Origin of the sequence: Nocardioides sp. CF8, assembly GCF_000389985.1 — a bacterium.
Taxonomy (GTDB): Bacteria; Actinomycetota; Actinomycetes; order Propionibacteriales; family Nocardioidaceae; genus Nocardioides; species Nocardioides allogilvus.
In genome coordinates, this window is record NZ_CM001852.1 from 2,837,106 (window position 1) to 2,852,481 (window position 15,376).

Annotated in this window: 20 protein-coding genes and 2 tRNA genes; 9 read left to right on the plus strand and 13 right to left on the minus strand. The window is 70.6% G+C overall.

The genetic code is table 11. From position 1 onward, the window contains the following. From CF8_RS13855 to CF8_RS13865, 3 genes are all read right to left on the minus strand, one after another. A partial coding sequence (locus CF8_RS13855; protein ID WP_036491055.1) for a DAK2 domain-containing protein occupies positions 1–410 on the minus strand: 410 nt, incomplete at its 3' end. A gap of 135 nt (positions 411–545) precedes the next feature. Continuing rightward, on the minus strand, positions 546–731 hold the full coding sequence (rpmB, locus tag CF8_RS13860) for a 50S ribosomal protein L28 (RefSeq protein ID WP_036491057.1): 186 nt from the start codon (positions 729–731) through the stop codon (positions 546–548). Between the two features lie 128 nt (positions 732–859). Further along, positions 860–1,810, minus strand: coding sequence for a thiamine-phosphate kinase (locus CF8_RS13865; RefSeq protein WP_036493185.1), 951 nt, complete (start codon positions 1,808–1,810; stop codon positions 860–862). 130 nt (positions 1,811–1,940) lie between these two features. Between CF8_RS13865 and CF8_RS13870 the strand changes: the two genes are divergently transcribed. Together CF8_RS13870 and CF8_RS21090 are read left to right on the plus strand one after the other, a co-directional pair. Then, positions 1,941–2,177, plus strand: coding sequence for an Lrp/AsnC family transcriptional regulator (locus CF8_RS13870; protein WP_010833736.1), 237 nt, complete (start codon positions 1,941–1,943; stop codon positions 2,175–2,177). Positions 2,178–2,197: 20 nt separating this feature from the next. After that, positions 2,198–2,641 (plus strand): DUF3515 domain-containing protein, encoded by a 444-nt coding sequence (locus tag CF8_RS21090; protein ID WP_198016851.1) that lies wholly within the window; start codon positions 2,198–2,200, stop codon positions 2,639–2,641. 4 nt (positions 2,642–2,645) lie between these two features. On the opposite strand, the gene CF8_RS13880 is transcribed toward CF8_RS21090, so the two are convergent. After that, a complete protein-coding gene (locus CF8_RS13880) occupies positions 2,646–3,761 on the minus strand; it encodes a D-alanine--D-alanine ligase family protein (RefSeq protein WP_010833738.1) in 1,116 nt (371 codons plus the stop codon). A gap of 32 nt (positions 3,762–3,793) precedes the next feature. Between CF8_RS13880 and CF8_RS13885 the strand changes: the two genes are divergently transcribed. The 3 genes from CF8_RS13885 to CF8_RS21095 are packed head-to-tail and all read left to right on the plus strand — an operon-like array spanning position 3,794 to position 6,073. Continuing rightward, the gene (locus tag CF8_RS13885; RefSeq protein WP_010833739.1) at positions 3,794–4,867 is read left to right on the plus strand and encodes a trans-sulfuration enzyme family protein; all 1,074 of its coding nucleotides are present in this window, start codon (positions 3,794–3,796) and stop codon (positions 4,865–4,867) included. Positions 4,868–4,910: 43 nt separating this feature from the next. Continuing rightward, complete coding sequence (locus CF8_RS13890) at positions 4,911–5,465, plus strand: RNA polymerase sigma factor (RefSeq protein WP_010833740.1); 555 nt, start codon at positions 4,911–4,913, stop codon at positions 5,463–5,465. Next, positions 5,462–6,073, plus strand: a complete 612-nt coding sequence (locus CF8_RS21095; RefSeq protein ID WP_010833741.1) for a hypothetical protein — start codon at positions 5,462–5,464, stop codon at positions 6,071–6,073. Before CF8_RS13890 ends, CF8_RS21095 begins: the two co-directional genes overlap by 4 nt. Before the next feature lie 11 nt (positions 6,074–6,084). Here CF8_RS21095 and CF8_RS13900 read toward each other — a convergent pair whose 3' ends face one another. Both CF8_RS13900 and CF8_RS13905 read right to left on the minus strand, forming a co-directional pair. Continuing rightward, positions 6,085–7,086, minus strand: a complete 1,002-nt coding sequence (locus CF8_RS13900; protein ID WP_010833742.1) for an NAD(P)H-dependent glycerol-3-phosphate dehydrogenase — start codon at positions 7,084–7,086, stop codon at positions 6,085–6,087. Continuing rightward, positions 7,083–7,847, minus strand: a complete 765-nt coding sequence (locus tag CF8_RS13905) for a lysophospholipid acyltransferase family protein (RefSeq protein WP_036491062.1) — start codon at positions 7,845–7,847, stop codon at positions 7,083–7,085. Before CF8_RS13905 ends, CF8_RS13900 begins: the two co-directional genes overlap by 4 nt. A 62-nt stretch (positions 7,848–7,909) precedes the next feature. Here CF8_RS13905 and cofC point away from each other — a divergent pair, with 62 nt between their 5' ends. Then, positions 7,910–8,545 carry a 2-phospho-L-lactate guanylyltransferase gene (cofC, locus tag CF8_RS13910; RefSeq protein ID WP_010833744.1) on the plus strand — a complete coding sequence of 212 codons (636 nt, stop codon included), beginning with the start codon at positions 7,910–7,912 and terminating at the stop codon, positions 8,543–8,545. A 42-nt stretch (positions 8,546–8,587) separates the two neighbouring features. Here the strand turns inward: cofC and CF8_RS13915 are convergent, their stop codons facing one another. The 3 genes from CF8_RS13915 to leuC all read right to left on the minus strand — a co-directional run bounded on the left by CF8_RS13915 (position 8,588) and on the right by leuC (position 11,458). Further along, positions 8,588–9,292 carry an HU family DNA-binding protein gene (locus tag CF8_RS13915; protein ID WP_010833745.1) on the minus strand — a complete coding sequence of 235 codons (705 nt, stop codon included), beginning with the start codon at positions 9,290–9,292 and terminating at the stop codon, positions 8,588–8,590. A gap of 144 nt (positions 9,293–9,436) precedes the next feature. Further along, positions 9,437–10,042: a 3-isopropylmalate dehydratase small subunit gene (gene leuD / locus CF8_RS13920; protein WP_010833746.1), complete on the minus strand. Its 606-nt coding sequence runs from the start codon at positions 10,040–10,042 to the stop codon at positions 9,437–9,439. Positions 10,043–10,045: 3 nt separating this feature from the next. Continuing rightward, positions 10,046–11,458: a 3-isopropylmalate dehydratase large subunit gene (gene leuC, locus CF8_RS13925; RefSeq protein WP_010833747.1), complete on the minus strand. Its 1,413-nt coding sequence runs from the start codon at positions 11,456–11,458 to the stop codon at positions 10,046–10,048. A 134-nt stretch (positions 11,459–11,592) separates the two neighbouring features. Between leuC and CF8_RS13930 the strand changes: the two genes are divergently transcribed. From CF8_RS13930 to CF8_RS13940, 3 genes are read left to right on the plus strand one after another with little or no spacing between them, the layout of a single operon-like run. Continuing rightward, entirely contained in the window at positions 11,593–12,315 is a 723-nt protein-coding gene (locus CF8_RS13930) for an IclR family transcriptional regulator (RefSeq protein WP_036491064.1), read from the plus strand. A 28-nt stretch (positions 12,316–12,343) separates the two neighbouring features. Then, positions 12,344–12,547 (plus strand): hypothetical protein, encoded by a 204-nt coding sequence (locus CF8_RS13935; RefSeq protein ID WP_036491066.1) that lies wholly within the window; start codon positions 12,344–12,346, stop codon positions 12,545–12,547. Positions 12,548–12,595: 48 nt separating this feature from the next. After that, positions 12,596–13,009 (plus strand): hypothetical protein, encoded by a 414-nt coding sequence (locus CF8_RS13940; protein ID WP_010833749.1) that lies wholly within the window; start codon positions 12,596–12,598, stop codon positions 13,007–13,009. Between the two features lies 1 nt (position 13,010). Here CF8_RS13940 and CF8_RS13945 read toward each other — a convergent pair whose 3' ends face one another. The 4 genes from CF8_RS13945 to CF8_RS13960 all read right to left on the minus strand — a co-directional run bounded on the left by CF8_RS13945 (position 13,011) and on the right by CF8_RS13960 (position 15,351). Next, entirely contained in the window at positions 13,011–13,493 is a 483-nt protein-coding gene (locus CF8_RS13945; protein WP_010833750.1) for a methylated-DNA--[protein]-cysteine S-methyltransferase, read from the minus strand. 1 nt (position 13,494) lies between these two features. Then, on the minus strand, positions 13,495–14,967 hold the full coding sequence (locus tag CF8_RS13950) for a DNA-3-methyladenine glycosylase 2 (protein ID WP_010833751.1): 1,473 nt from the start codon (positions 14,965–14,967) through the stop codon (positions 13,495–13,497). Between the two features lie 160 nt (positions 14,968–15,127). Then, a tRNA-Glu gene (locus tag CF8_RS13955) sits at positions 15,128–15,200 on the minus strand. Positions 15,201–15,279: 79 nt separating this feature from the next. Then, positions 15,280–15,351 (minus strand) — tRNA-Gln (locus CF8_RS13960). Between the last annotated feature and the right edge of the window lie 25 nt (positions 15,352–15,376).

Sequence of the window (15,376 nt, forward strand, 5' to 3'; positions counted from 1 at the left end):
ACGGGCACCCCGACGGCGGCGTAGGACGCGTCGGTCGCCCGCTGCATCGCCTCGGCGGCCACCAGGGCGTTGCGCGACTCGCCGGTCTCCTCGGCCAGCCGCGAGACATAGGCCCCGAGCATCTGGCTCAGGATGACGCCGGAGTTGCCGCGGGCCCCCAGGAGCGCGCCCCGAGCCAGGATCCGCATCGCCTCGAGGCGGTCGAGCTCGGGGTCCTGGGCCACGGCCTGCACGATCGCGTCGCGGGCGGCGGAGATGGTGAGGAACATGTTGGTGCCGGTGTCGCCGTCGGGCACGGGATAGACGTTGAGCGCGTCGATCTCCTCGCGCGCACCGGAGAGGGCGTCGGTGGCGATCTCCACGAAACGGGCCAGGGCAGCCGTCGAGATGCCGCTCGGCACGGTCTCCATCAAGCACCTCTCGCGGTCGTGTTCGTCGAAGGGCACAGGCTAGCGGTGGCCCCCGACATCGAACAGCCGGAGCGGTTCCAACGCGACAGGCCCCGAGAGCAGAGCTCTCGGGGCCTGTCGGGAAAACGCGTCAGGTCAGCGGCTGACCTTGCCGGCCTTGATGCAGCCGGTGCAGACGTTCAGTCGCTTGGGTGCACCGTTGACGGTCGCACGCACGCGCTGGATGTTCGGGTCGAAGCGACGCTTCGTAATCTTGCGCGACCAGGGTCGGTTGTTGCCGAAGCCGGGCTTCTTGGCGCAGATGTCACAGACGGCAGCCACCGTGTACTCCTGAAGATTCGTTGGTGATTCGAGAACGTTCGGGCCCGCCTGGGACCGAGACCGGCCAGCGAGCAACCGAACAAGAGTATCCGAACCGCGGGGCTGGATGAAATCGAGCGAGGAATGGCTCAGAAGTGGGTCCAGCCGGTAGGGCCCTCGTAGTCCCCGCCGTCGACGGTCACACCCTCTCCGTCCTGCACCGAGCCGATGACCTGCCAGCCCTCGGGCACGGCCCCGGCGCTGGGGAAGGTCGCGAGCAGCGCGTGGTCGTCGCCGCCGCCCAGCACGAACTGCAGCGGCTCCACACCGAGCGCGGCCCCCACTGCGACGAGCGGCTCCGCGAGGTCGAACGCCGTGCGGCGTACGTCGATCGCGACACCGCTCTCGTCGGCCAGGTGGCGCGCCTCGGCGAGCAGGCCGTCGGAGATGTCGATCATGGACGTCGCGCCCGCCTCGGCGGCGATCCGGCCGGCGGCGTACGGCGGCTGCGGGCGGCGGTAGGCCTCCACCAGCACACGCGGCGAGCGGAAGCCGCGGCCGAGCACGGCCAGCCCGCCGGCCGCCCAGCCCTGCCGTCCCATGATGGCGAGGACGTCGCCGGCCGCCGCACCGGAGCGCACCACGGGCGCCTGGGTGCACGCGCCGATGACGGTCACCGCGATCACGATCTCGTCCGCGCGCGTCAGGTCTCCCCCGACGACGCTCGCGCCGACGGTGGCGCACTCGGCGGCGAACCCGCGGGCGAAGTCGAGCGCCCACTGCGCCGGCAGGTCGGGCGGCGCCGCCAGCCCGATCGTCAGCGAGTGCGCGCTGCCGCCCATGGCGTTGATGTCGGAGAGGTTCTGCGCAGCGGCGCGGTGCCCGACGTCCTCGGCGCTCGCCCAGTCGCGACGGAAGTGGCGCCCCTCCACCATCAGGTCGGTGGAGACGACGACGTGGCCGTTGCGGATCCGCAGCACGGCGGCGTCGTCGCCGGGGCCGATGAGCACGTGCTCGCCCTGCTCGAAGAGTGCGGTGAAGGCCTCGATCAGGCCGAATTCGCCGGCGTCGGCCAGGGTCGCTCCTGCGGGAAATGCCATGCGGCCCATCAGACCAGATGGGTGTGCCGGACGCCGGTGACGGGCAGCTATCGAGAAGTGGCTGCTGTCGCGGTAGGTTGGCGCTCGCACGCGAACCTGTTCCACTCAGCTCGACACCGAGGAGTCCACGATGGTCGTCCAGGCCTACATCCTGATCCAGACCGACGTCGGCAAGGCCGCCGAGGTCGCCAAGGCCATTGCCCAGGTCAAGGGCGTCACGCTCGCCGAGGACGTCACCGGTCCGTACGACGTGATCGTCCGCGCCGAGGCGCGCAACGTCGACGAGCTCGGCAAGCTGGTCGTCTCCAAGGTGCAGAACCTCGACGGCATCACGCGCACGCTGACGTGCCCCGTCGTCCACATCTGAGCCTGGCTCACCGACGCCCCGTGTCCCTCCGGACGCGGGGCGTTGCTGTGCTCGGCCTCCTGCTGCTCGCGGGCTGCTCCCCCGACCTGCCGGCGATCTCCGACGCCGAGGCCGATGCCTGCGCCGACCTGACGGCCGCGCTGCCGGACCGGGTCGCCGACGAGGACCTCTCCGACGACAGCGACCGCACCGCTGCGTGGGCCGGGATCGAGCTCACCTGCGGGGTCGGGCTGCCGGCGGCGTACAACGACTATTCCTCCTGCTCCGTCGTCGGCGGCGTGGGCTGGTTCCTGCCGCCCGCGGACCTCAAGGAGCCGTCGGTCGACATCGTCGCCACGGCCCTGACCCACTCGCCGCGCGTCAGCGTCGTGATCCCCGCCGAGCACCGTGGCAGCGACGCGGTGCTGGTCGAGATCGCGCCGGCGATCGAGGAGACGCTCGCCGAGGGCGAGCCCTGCCTCTGACCGGTCAGCGCAGGCCGGTGTCGCGCTCGAGCGCGAGCGTGATCAGCCGGTCGACGAGGTCGGGATAGCTCACGCCCGACTCGGCCCACATCTGCGGGAACATCGAGGTGGGCGTGAAGCCCGGCATCGTGTTCAGCTCGTTGATGATGAGCGACCCGTCGGGCAGGACGAAGAAGTCGACGCGCGCCAGCCCCTCGCACGACAGGGCCTCGAACGCACGCACGGCCAGTCGTCGCAGCTCCTGCTCGACCTCGGGCGGCAGGTCGGCGGGCAGGTCGATCTCGGTGTCCTGGCCGGAGAGGTACTTCGCCTCGAAGTCGTAGAACTCGTGGTCGCCGCCGGTGCGGACCTCGGCCGGGCGGGACGTCTCCGGGTCGCCGTCGGTCGTGGCGAGCACTCCGCACTCGACCTCGCGTCCGCCCACGACGGCCACCTCGACGAGCACCTTGGCGTCGTACTCCAGCGCCAGGTCGATGGCCTCGACGATCTCGCTGCGGTCGTGGATCTTGCTGATGCCGATGCTCGAGCCGCCGCGTGCGGGCTTGGCGAAGGAGGGGTAGGCCAGGGCCTCGATGCGCTCGGTCGTGGCGAGCTGGTCGGTCTGCCACTCACGACGGGTGATCGTGATGCCGGGCGTGACGGGCAGGCCCGCCGCCTCCAGCACGACCTTCATGTAGGCCTTGTCCATGCCGACGGCCGACGCGAGGACGCCGGATCCGACGTAGCGGACGCCGGCCATCTCGAGCATCCCCTGGAGGGTGCCGTCCTCGCCCCAGGGGCCGTGCAGGAGCGGGAAGACGACGTCGACCGAGCCGAGGGTCTGCGGCACCTGCGCGGCCTCTGTCACGACCAGGTCGGTCGAGCCGGCAGCGCCGAGCAGGGCGACCATCGAGCGCGTCGCGTCGACCTCGGGCAGGCTCGATCCGTCGATGGCCAGTCGGGAGGCGTCGTCGGCCTCCAGCACCCAGCGACCGTCCGTGGCGATGCCGACCGGGACGACGTCGTACTTCTCCCGGTCGATCGCGGCCAGGACGCTGCCGGCCGTGACGCAGGAGATTCCGTGTTCGCTGGACCGACCACCGAAGACGACGGCGACGCGAGGCTTTCGGGGCTCGTTCATTGCGAAGACCCTATCGGCCTAGGCTGGCGGACATGGCTCCAGACCCGTCACTCTCCCCCGCCACGCTGGCCGTCACCGCCGGGCGCCCCGACCCGCTCCCCGACGCGCCGCTCAACGCCCCGATCACGATGGCCTCGACGTACGTCGCGGGCGGGGACCTCGAGTACGGCCGCTACGCCAACCCGACGTGGACCGCGCTGGAGGACACCCTGGGCGCCCTCGAGGGCGGTCGGTGCCTGACCTTCGCCTCCGGCATGGCGGCCGTGACGACGGTGCTCGACCTCGTCGGCAACGGCGCCAAGGTGGTCGCCCCTCGTCACTCCTACAGCGGCACGATCCTGCAGCTCGCCGACCTCGAGGCACGCGGTCGCATCACCGCGGAGCTGGTGGACATCACCGACACCGACGCCGTCGTCAAGGCCTGCGAGGACGCCGCGCTGGTCTGGCTCGAGTCGCCGACCAACCCCGCCCTCGAGCTGGCCGACATCGAGACGATCACCGCCGCCGCCCACGACGCCGGGGCCTACGTCGCCGTCGACAACACCTTCGCCACTCCCCTGCTGCAGACGCCGCTCGCGATGGGCGTCGACCTCGTCGTGCACTCCGCGACGAAGTATCTCGCCGGGCACAGCGACGTCCTGCTGGGAGCGATCTGCACGAGCGACGACGAGCTCTACAGCGTGCTCAAGAACCGTCGCGACCTGATGGGCGCCATCCCGGGAGCCTTCGAGGCCTGGCTGGTCCTGCGGGGCATGCGTACCCTGCACGTGCGCGTCGAGCGCGCCCAGGCCAACGCCCAGGAGCTCGTACGCCGCCTGCCCGACCACCCGGCGATCGCCGAGGTCCGCTATCCCGGCTTCGGCGGCATCGTCTCGATCGTGCTCGCGCAGGGCGCCATGGCCGCCGACCTGCTGACCCACAAGACGAAGCTGTGGGTGCACGCCACCTCGCTCGGCGGCGTCGAGTCGACCCTCGAGCGCCGCCGTCGCTGGAAGGCCGAGGCGCCGACCATCCCCGAAGGACTGGTCCGGCTCTCCGTCGGCATCGAGGACGTCGAGGACCTCTGGAACGACCTGCGCACCGCGCTCGACGGCTGCGTGGGCTAGTCGCGCGATGTAACGCCCCACCACAGAGCGGCAATGAACAGGTATGGACCCCACACCCGTCTCCGCGATCCTGCATGATCGCGAGTCGCTCGAGGCCTTCTACCTCGAGCACCTTCCGTGGGTACGGCGATTCGTGGCCCGACGAGTGGACGACGCCGACACCGCAGCCGACCTGACCGCCGACGTCTTCATCGCCGCGATCGGAGCGGCGGATCGCTACCAGGACACCGGTGCTGCTCCCCGCGCTTGGCTGGCCGGCATCGCCCGCAACGTGGTCGCGATGCACCACCGACGCCGATCACGAGAGCACACGGCCAACGGTCGGATCGAGGGCCGGGCTCTCCTCGACGAATCCTCCACCGACCACATCGTCACCCGCATCGACGGTGAGCGAGCAGCCCGGCTGGTCCTGGCCCGGGTGGCCGAGCTCCCGGCCACCCAGCGCGCCGTGGTCGAGCTGGTCGCGGTGGACGGCCTCAGCCTGACCGAGGCCGCAGCCGCGCTCGGCATCACTGCCACGAACGCCCGGGTGCGCTACCACCGCGGCCGCACCCGACTCCGGCTCGACCTTCCCGATCCCTTTGAGGTGATGACATGAGCACGCAGCTCGACTCCTTCGAGACCCGACTGCTCGACGAGCTCGACGCCTTCCGCGAGCAGGTCGTCGGCGCGTCCGGGCGTCGCCGTACGACCCGACGTCGAATCGTGGCCGGGGCAGGTGTGGCTGCCGCGGCCGTCGCCGGGGTCCTGGTGATCCCGGGCCTCGGACCCACCGCCGCCTACTCGGTCTCCGAGGGCAACTCCGGGCAGATCACCGTGGAGGTGCGTCGGCTCGAGGACGCGGCCGGACTGGAGGAGGCACTGGCCGAGCACGGCGTCGCTGCCGACATCCGCTACCTGCCGTACGGCCAGGCGTGCGCGGCGGGACGCTACGTCGCGGTCGAGCGCCGGCTGACCGGCATGCGCGCCGCGCTCGGCTCGAGCATCCTGCAGATCGTGCTGCCGCCCGGTGCGGTCCGCGACGGGGAGACCTTCGTGATGTGGGTGTCCGGTCGCGAGATGACCGCGGACGAGATGGCCGAGCTCGAGGTCGAGGAAGGCACGACCGTCACGCAGGGCTTCCACAGCCGCGTCGACTTCGACGTCGCGGCAGGCCCCGTCAAGCCCTGTGACGTCGTGCCAGCCGCTAGGTCCGAGGCGCCGTAGCGCCGAGTCGATCAGTCCGTCTCGGCCTTGGTGTCGCGCGCGATGAAGCTGTTCATCATCTCCAGCGCGGTCATCCGTCCGTCGACGACCGCGTCGACGTGCTCGGCGATGGGCGCGTCCACGCCATAGCTCTTCGCCAGCGCCAGCAGCGACTTGCACGATTTGGCACCCTCGGCGACCTGGTTGGTCGAGGCGTAGATCTCCTCGGTGGTCATGCCCTGGCCGAGCTTCTCGCCGAACGAGCGGTTGCGCGAGAGCGGCGAGGAACAGGTGGCGACGAGGTCGCCGAGCCCGGCCAGGCCCATCAGGGTCAGCGGGTTGGCGCCCTGGGCCATCGCCATCCGGGCCGTCTCCGCCAGCCCGCGGGTGATCAGGGACGCGGTCGTGTTGTCGCCGAAGCCGAGGCCCACGGCCATGCCGACGGCCAGGCCGACGACGTTCTTGTAGGCACCGCCGATCTCGCAGCCGAGCACGTCGACCGAGGTGTAGGGCCGGAAGGCCGGCGAGTGGCACAGGCCCTGGATCCGGCGGGCGACCGCCTCGTCCTCACAGGCCACGACGGAGGCGGCCGGCTCGCGGCGCGCGATCTCGGGCGACAGGTTGGGCCCGCTGACGACGGCGATCCGCTCGGGGCCCGCACCGGTCACCTGGGCGATCACCTCGCTCATGCGGTTGAGGGTGCCGAGCTCGACGCCCTTCATCAGCGAGACCAGGACGGCGTCCTTCTCGATGTGGGGGGCCCACTCGGTGAGGTTGGCCCGCAGCGACTGCGAGGGCGTCGCCAGCACGACCACCTCGGCGCCGTGCAGCGCCTTGTCGACCTCGTGGCTGGCCGAGACCCCGGCCGGCAGGTCGATGCCCGGCTGGTAGTCGGGGTTCTGGTGGGTGGTGTTGATGGCGTCGGCGAGCTCGGGACGACGGGCCCACATCGTCACCTCGTTCCCGGCGTCGGCGAGCACGATGGAGAACGCGGTCCCCCACGATCCGGCACTGAACACGGCGATCTTGGTCATGGGCGGTCCTTCTTCTTCTTGGTCGGGTTGCCGATCTGCTGCACACCGGCCTTGCGGGGGTCGAAACGTTCCGTGGGTGCCTGCTCGCCGCGCAGGTCGGCGACGATCTCGGTGACGGCCGCCATGATGCGACCGGTGGCCTGGGCAACCACCTTGGCACTGAGCGGCTGGGCGCGCAGGTCGTCGAGCGGGACGGGGTCGCCCGCCTTCATCGTGACGTGCTTGCGCGGGAACAGGCGAGGGCGGGAGGAGTAGGGATAGAGGATCTCCTGCACTCCCCAGTGACCGACCGGGATGACGGGTGCACCCGTCGCGAGCGCGATCCGGGCCGCGCCCGACTTGCCGGTCATGGGCCACAGGTCGGGATCGCGCGTGAGCGTGCCCTCGGGATAGACCACGACGCACTCACCGTCGTCGACGGCCTGCACCGCGGCATCGAAGGCACCGACGGCGTCCTTGGTGAGGCGCTCGACCGGGATCTGCTTGGCCGACGTCAGCACCGTGCCGACGAACTTCGTGCGGAACAGCACCGACTTCGCGAGGTAGCGCGGGATCCGGCCGTGGTCGTGGACGAAGTAGGCCGTCAGCAGCGGGTCGAGGTGGGAGATGTGGTTGGGCACGACGAGGCAGCCCCCGGTGGCCGGGATCTTGTCACCGTCGATCCAGGTGTGCGACGACGTCGCCAGCATGGCCGGCTTGATCGTGACGACCGCGAAGTTCACCGCCCAGCCACTCTTGTCCCGAACTCTGCGAACTGACACGCACCATCCTCCTGATCGTCGGTGAGCAGGCTACTCGCAAGGATGCGAGGATCGGACGCGATATGACTCCACCGTCGCCTGCCGGTTCCTTCGTGGTGATCGTGCCGGCCAAGCCACCGGCGCGCGCCAAGTCGCGCCTCGACGTGCTGCCGGCCGCCCGCCGCCGCGACCTCGCCGCGGCGTTCGCCCGGGACACGGTCGCCGCCGCGCGCCGTACTCCCGGCGTCGCGGCCGTCCTCGTCGTCACCGACGACTTCCGGTTCGCGGCCGACCTGCGGACCGACGGCTGCGAGGTCATCCCCGACGGGGTCTCCGAGGACCTCAACGCGACCCTGCGCCAAGCGGCAGCCGAGGCCGCGCGGCGCTGGCCCGACGCCGTGCCGGTCGCGCTGTGTGCCGACCTGCCCTGCCTGGTGAGCGACGACCTCGCTGCCGCCCTCGCCGAGGTGGACGGGCCGAGTTTCGTGCGCGACGCCGCCGGTTCCGGCACCACGATGTACGCCGCTGCGCACACCGCCTTCGACCCGGCGTTCGGCCACGAGTCGGCCGCCCTGCACCTCACCCACGGCGCCCGCGAGATCGTCGTGGCCGCCTCGACCCTGCGCCTGGACGTCGACGAGCCCGCCGACCTGGCCCGAGCCCTCGAGCTCGGGGTCGGCGCGCACACCGCCCGGGTGTGGGAGGCCCAGACGCAGTGATGGCGGGCCACCCGAGGGTGACCCGCCATCAACGCTGATCGATCAGGACTTCTTGGCCGCCGTCTTGGCCGCCGTCTTGGTGGCGGTCTTCTTGGCCGGAGCCTTCTTGGCTGGGGCCTTCTTCGCCGTGGTGGTCTTGGCAGTCGTGGTCTTGGCCGCGGTCGACTTCGCCGGAGCGGCCTTCTTGGTCGTCGCCTTCTTGGCGGCGGGTGCCTTCGTGGCGGGTGCCTTCTTGGCGGCGGGTGCCTTCTTCGCGGGCGTCGCCTTCTTTGCGGGCGCGGCCTTCTTCGCGGGCGTTGCCTTCTTGGTCGCAGCAGCCTTGGCCGGTGCTGCCTTCTTCGCGGGCGCCGACTTCTTGGCCGGGGTCGCCTTCTTGGCCGCAGCCCTGGCCGGAGCCGAGGCCGCGGAGGCCACGCTGCGCACCGACGGCGGCTTCGGCATGTTCGCCGCCGACAGCTTCGGGAGCTTCTTGGCGCCGGCGATGATGTTCTTCAACTCTTGGCCGGCCGTGAACTTGGGCACCGACTTCTTCTTCGACTTCATCCGCTCGCCGGTCTGCGGGTTGCGCACCCACCGGGCATTGCGGACGGACTTCTCGAACGAGCCGAATCCGGTGATCGCGACCTTCTCGCCGCGAGCGACCTCACGCGTGATGGTGTCGAGCACCGACTCGAGCGCGTGGGCAGCCTGCTTGCGGTTGCCCTCGTAACGCGCAGCAAGTGCGTCGATGAGCTGTGTCTTGTTCACTAGCTTCCCTTCCAATGAACCAATGGCACCGAGCCCGTGCCCGGCGTTGTGCTTGGCACGCTAGGCACTCGTGGCATGGGTCACAATCACCACGGGGTGTTTTAGGCCGCTTTTCTTGCGGCCGAGGCTCGGCGCCTCAGGGGTTCAGGCCTTCTGGGTTGCGGGTTTCCAGCTCGGTCGCGCGTTCTCGTACGCCGCGATGACGTCGTCGTGACCCAACGTGATGCCGACGTCGTCGAGCCCCTCGAGCAGGCGCCAGCGCGTGTAGTCGTCGATGTCGAACGAGTCGACGATCGCGTCAGGACCCTCGCCGGCCGTGACGGTCCGGCTCTCCAGGTCGACGGTCACGGTCGCGCCGGGGAACTCGTCGAGGTAGTCCCAGATGCGCTGGACGACCTTCTCGTCGACCTGCGCGGCGACGAGGCCGGCCTTGCCGGAGTTGCCGCGGAAGATGTCGGCGAAGCGCGACGAGATGACAGCCTTGAAGCCGTAGTTCTGCAACGCCCACACCGCGTGCTCACGCGACGAGCCGGTGCCGAAGTCGGGCCCGGCGACGAGCACGGTCGCCCCGGAGTACTCCGGCTTGTTGAGCACGAAGTCGGGGTCGTTGCGCCAGGCGGCGAACAGGCCGTCCTCGAACCCGTCACGGGTGACGCGCTTGAGGTAGACCGCCGGGATGATCTGGTCGGTGTCGACGTTGCTGCGCTTGAGCGGCATCGCGACACCGGTGTGCGTGCTGAACTTCTCCATGACTCAGACCTCCACGCTGACGAGGTCAGCAGGTGACGAGAGCGTGCCGCGCACAGCGGTGGCGGCAGCTACGGGGATGGACACGAGGTGGGTGCGACCACCCTTGCCCTGACGACCTTCGAAGTTGCGGTTGGAGGTGGAGGCGCTGCGCTCACCGACGGCCAGCTGGTCGGGGTTCATGCCCAGGCACATCGAGCAGCCCGCACCACGCCATTCGGCGCCGGCCTCGATGAAGACCTTGTCCAGGCCCTCCTCCATCGCCTGCAGGCGCACCCGCACCGAGCCGGGCACGACGAGCAGGCGGGTGCCGTCGGCGACCTTGTGGCCCTTGATGATCTCGGCCGCGAGGCGCAGGTCCTCGATGCGGCCGTTGGTGCAGGAGCCGACGAACACCGTGTCGACGTGGACGTCGCGCATCGGCGTACCGGCCTCGAGGCCCATGTACTTCAGGGCGTTCTCGGCCGCGATCCGGTCGGACTCCTCCTCGAAGTCGGAGGGAGTCGGCACGAGGCCGCCGAGCGGCACGCCCTGGCCGGGGTTGGTGCCCCAGGTGACGAACGGGGTCATGGTCGAGGCGTCGAGGACGATCTCCGCGTCGAAGACCGCGTCGTCGTCGGTGACCAGCGTCTTCCAGTGCTCCACCGCGGCGTCCCAGTCGGCACCCTTCGGCGCCTCCGGCTTGCCCTCGATGTAGTCGAAGGTGGTCTGGTCGGGAGCGATGAGGCCGGCCTTCGCGCCCCACTCGATGCTCATGTTGCAGACCGTCATCCGGCCCTCCATCGAGAGCTCCTCGATGGCCTGGCCGCGGTACTCGACGATGTAGCCCTGGCCGCCACCGGTGCCGGTGTGGGTGATCAGGGTCAGCACCATGTCCTTGGCGGTGACGCCGGGCGGCAGCGAGCCGTTGATGGTCACGGCCATCGTCTTCGGCTTGGCCTGCATGAGGGTCTGGGTCGCGAGGACGTGCTCGACCTCGGAGGTGCCGATGCCGAAGGCGATCGCGCCGAAGGCGCCGTGGGTCGAGGTGTGGCTGTCGCCGCACACGATCGTCATGCCCGGCTGGGTCAGGCCGAGCTGCGGGCCGACGACGTGCACGATCCCCTGCTCGACGTCACCGAGCGGGTGCAGGCGCACCCCGAACTCGGCGGCGTTGCGACGCAGGGTGTCGACCTGGGTCTTGGAGACCGGGTCGGCGATCGGCTTGTCCCAGTCGATCGTCGGGACGTTGTGGTCCTCGGTCGCGAGCGTCAGGTCGGGGCGGCGGACCTGACGGCCCGCCAGGCGCAGGCCGTCGAAGGCCTGCGGCGAGGTCACCTCGTGGATGAGGTGGAGATCGATGTAGAGAAGGTCGGGCTCCCCTGGGGCACTACGGACGACGTGTTCGTCCCACACCTTCTCGGCCAGGGTCTTGCCCATTGTCTTGCTCCTTCTCGCATGAGAGTTGGTCGTACGGCGCAGCGCCGGTCACATCTGTTCGATCGCCGACGCCTTCGTGGTGGTCTCCGACACTACCGCTTGCATCCCATGATCTGAGACGGCAGTATTGCCATATGGACAACTCTAGCGGAGTCGGCGTGCTCGACAAGGCCGCCCTCGTGCTCTCTGCCCTCGAAGCCGGACCTGCCACGCTGGCCGGTCTCGTCGCCGGCACCGGGCTCGCCCGTCCGACCGCCCACCGTCTCGCCGTCGCGCTGGAGCACCACCGGCTCGTGGCCCGCGACATGCAGGGCCGCTTCGTGCTCGGGCCGCGGCTGGCCGAGCTGTCCGCCGCCGCCGGCGAGGACCGCCTGCTGGCTGCCGCCGGCCCCGTCCTGGCCCGCCTGCGCGACATCACCGGCGAGTCCGCCCAGCTGTGGCGCCGCCAGGGCGACCACCGCGTCTGCGTCGCCGCCGCAGAGCGTCCCTCCGGCCTGCGCGACACGATCCCGATCGGTTCCCAGCTGACGATGCGCGCCGGTTCGGCCGCCCAGGTGCTGCTCGCCTGGGAGGACCCGGAACGCATGCACCGCGGCCTGCTCAACGCCGCCTTCTCCGCCACCGCCCTGTCCGGCATCCGCCGTCGGGGCTGGGCCCAGTCCATCGGTGAGCGCGAGCAGGGTGTCGCCTCGGTGTCGGCCCCCGTCCGCTCCCCCGGCGGCAAGATCATCGCCGCCGTCTCGGTCTCGGGTCCGCTCGAGCGCCTCTCGCGCCAGCCCGGTCGCATGCACGCGCCCGCCGTACTCGCTGCTGCCGACCGGCTGTCCGAGTCGCTGCGCCGCGCGGCCGCCGACTAGGACGGCCCTGATCGGGTACGGCCCGGTCATGACCAACACTCCTGACGAACGTCCCGACGAGCAGGGCCAGGTGTCCGAGGTGTCGCGCCTGAGCGGCGAGCCTGAGCCCATCGACCCCTCCGACGCCACGGCCGGCGCCCCCGAGGGAGAGTCCGGCGAGCCCGACGAGGGTGAGGCCGGTCCGAACGCCCGACCCGCGGAGAACATCCGCGAGAGCCATCTCGACCACTGAGTATCCGTCCGGTGGTGCCGGCGCCCGGAGGGGCGATTCACTGGTGACATGAGCCTCGCCGTCGCAGCCCTGGCCCGCGTCGTCGCCATGGGGGCCGCCCTCGCCGCCTACTACGCGGCGATCCCCCTCCTCTTCCCCGATGACGGGGGTGGGGCGAACATCGGCGCCGGGCTGATCGTGTTCGGTGCGCTGGTGCTGATCAGCTTCGGCTGGGCCTTCGTCGATGGCGCCGCTCGGGACCTCTCCGGCGCGATCATCATCTGGGCGATCGTGGCCGCCGCCTTCTCCGTCGGCTGGCTCCTCGTGCGCGCGGTGATCGAGGCCGACGCGAGCACGAGTGCGTCGGAGCTCATCCGCCACGACCTCGGCGGCGTGCCGTTCACCCTGGGGCTGGTGCTCGTCCCGGCGGTCGTGGGAGCGGTCGTGGGCGGCGCGTTGCGACCGGCTGGGAGCAGTCACTGAGTCAGAAGAGCGCGTCCTGCTCCAGCTCGAGCAGCGTCTGCTTGCGCTCGATGCCGCCGGCATAGCCGGTCAGCGTCCCGTTGGCGCCGATCACCCGGTGGCACGCGATGACGATCGGGATCGGGTTGCGGCCGTTGGCCAGCCCGACTGCGCGGCTCGCCGCGTTGGTCATGCCGAGGCGTCCGGCGATCTCTCCGTAGGACGCGGTTTCGCCGTACGGGATGAGGCGCAGCTGTTCCCAGACGCGCTGCTGGAACGCCGTGCCGTGAGGCGCGAGCGGCAGGTCGAACTCCTTGAGGTCGCGCTCGAAGTAGGCCGTGAGCTGACGCACGGCCTCGGCCAGGAGCGGGTGGTCGTCGCTGCGGTCGCCGAGCGGGCGTCCGTCCGCGGGCTGCCGGAACGGGAAGAACTCGATGGCACTGATCATGCCGTCGCGCTCGATGATCCGCAGGTCGCCAATGGGTGAGGGCAACACGGTCCACATGTCAGTTGTCTCCTTGGGGTTGCGAGAGAGAGTGCCAGAGATAGGTCTGTGCGTAGGAGCGCCAGGGACGCCAGGCCTGGCTGTCCAGGTCGGGTGGAGCACCGAGCCGGCGGAGCGCGTCGCGGGTGCCGAGGTCGGTGGCGAGGAAGACGTCGGGGTGGCCGAGGGCGCGCATCGCGATGTAGTCGGCCGTCCATGGTCCGATCCCGGGCAGGTCGAGGAGTCCGGCGCGTACGGCGTCGCGGTCATCACCCCGGTCGAGCACCACGACCTTCTCGGCCAGCGCCCGGCACAGGCCGGTCAGGGCACGGCCCCGGGAGCGCGGCATCGGCAGGTCTTCGGGGTCGATCCCGGCGATCGACTCCATGCTCGGGAAGAGGTGGGTCAGACCGGGGACGGTGGTCTGGATCTCGGTGCCGTGCTGCTGCGTCAAGCGGGCGGCGACGGTGCGCGCGCCGGCCACGCTGACCTGCTGCCCCAGCACGGCGCGTACGGCGATCTCGTTGCCGTCGACGTGGCCCGGGACGCGCAGGCCGGGGGTCCGCCTGACCAGCCGCCCCAGGACCTTGTCGCCCGCGAAGGCGTCGGCCACGGCCACCGGGTCGCAGTCCGCGTCGAGGAGGCGGCGAGCCCGCTCGACTGCCGCGGAGGTGTCACGCAGGTCCGTGAGGGCGAGCTCGGCACGGACGAACTCGGTCGTGCCGCCGACCGGCACGTCGGGCAGCGTGAGCCGGATGGTCCCGGGGCCGTGGGGCAGCGCGAGGGTCCGGGCGTAGGTGTCGCCGTCGACGACCTCCACTCCCGGGACCGCCCGCAGCGCGAGGAAGTCGAGCAGGTCGCGACCGGCATAGGGCGTGCGCACGGGCAGCCGCATCACCACGCTGCCGTCGGCGATCGTGGGCCGGCGCCGACGCCCGCGCAGCTCGGTCGGCGACACGGCATAGACCTCGCGCACCGTCTCGTTGAACTGGCGGACGCTGCTGAAGCCGGCGGCGAAGGCGACGTCGGCGAAGCTCATGTCGGTGGTCTCGATCAGGATGCGAGCCGTCTGGGCACGTCGGGCCCGCGCGAGGGCGAGCGGGCCGGCGCCGAGCTCGTGGGTGAGGAGGCGTCCGAGGTGCCGGGGCGTGTAGCCGACGCGGGCGGCCAGGCCCTCGACTCCCTCCCGGTCGACCAGGCCGTCGGCGATCAGCCGCATCGTGCGACCGGCGACGTCGGCGGCCACGTCCCAGTCGGGGCTGCCCGGCGTCGCGTCGGGCAGGCACCGCTTGCAGGCCCGGAAGCCCGCTGCCTGACAGGCCGCCGCCGTCGGCCGGAAGGTGACGTTGGCGAAGCCGGGCGTGCGAGCAGGACAGCTCGGGCGGCAGTAGATCCCCGTCGTCGCGACGCAGGTGTAGAACACGCCGTCGAAGCGGCGGTCCCTGCTCTTCACGGCCCGGTAGCAGGACTCGGGGTCGAGGTCGGTGCGCTGCATGCTGACGAGTCTGACGCAGTCCCGGCGACGGCTCTAGCGGGAATCGGACACGACGGCCGACCGGTCACGAAGTGCCCGTCCGCGCGGGGGCGGCGCACCTTTGTGCCCGGTCGGGAAATGCAAGAAGGCCAGTCCTGACGGACTGGCCTTCTCAGTGTTGTACCCCCGACCGGATTCGAACCGGCGCTACCGCCGTGAGAGGGCGGCGTGCTAGGCCGCTACACAACGGGGGCAAGCACTGCTTTGACGCGGAGGGAACTATAGCCAAGGCCGTAGTTACGCTCCAAATCCCCGCTGTTGGGCGGAGATTCGCTGGGATACTAGGACTCGAACCTAGAATAACTGGACCAGAACCAGTCGTGTTGCCAATTACACCATATCCCACTGACTTACTGGTTTTCGGTCCTTC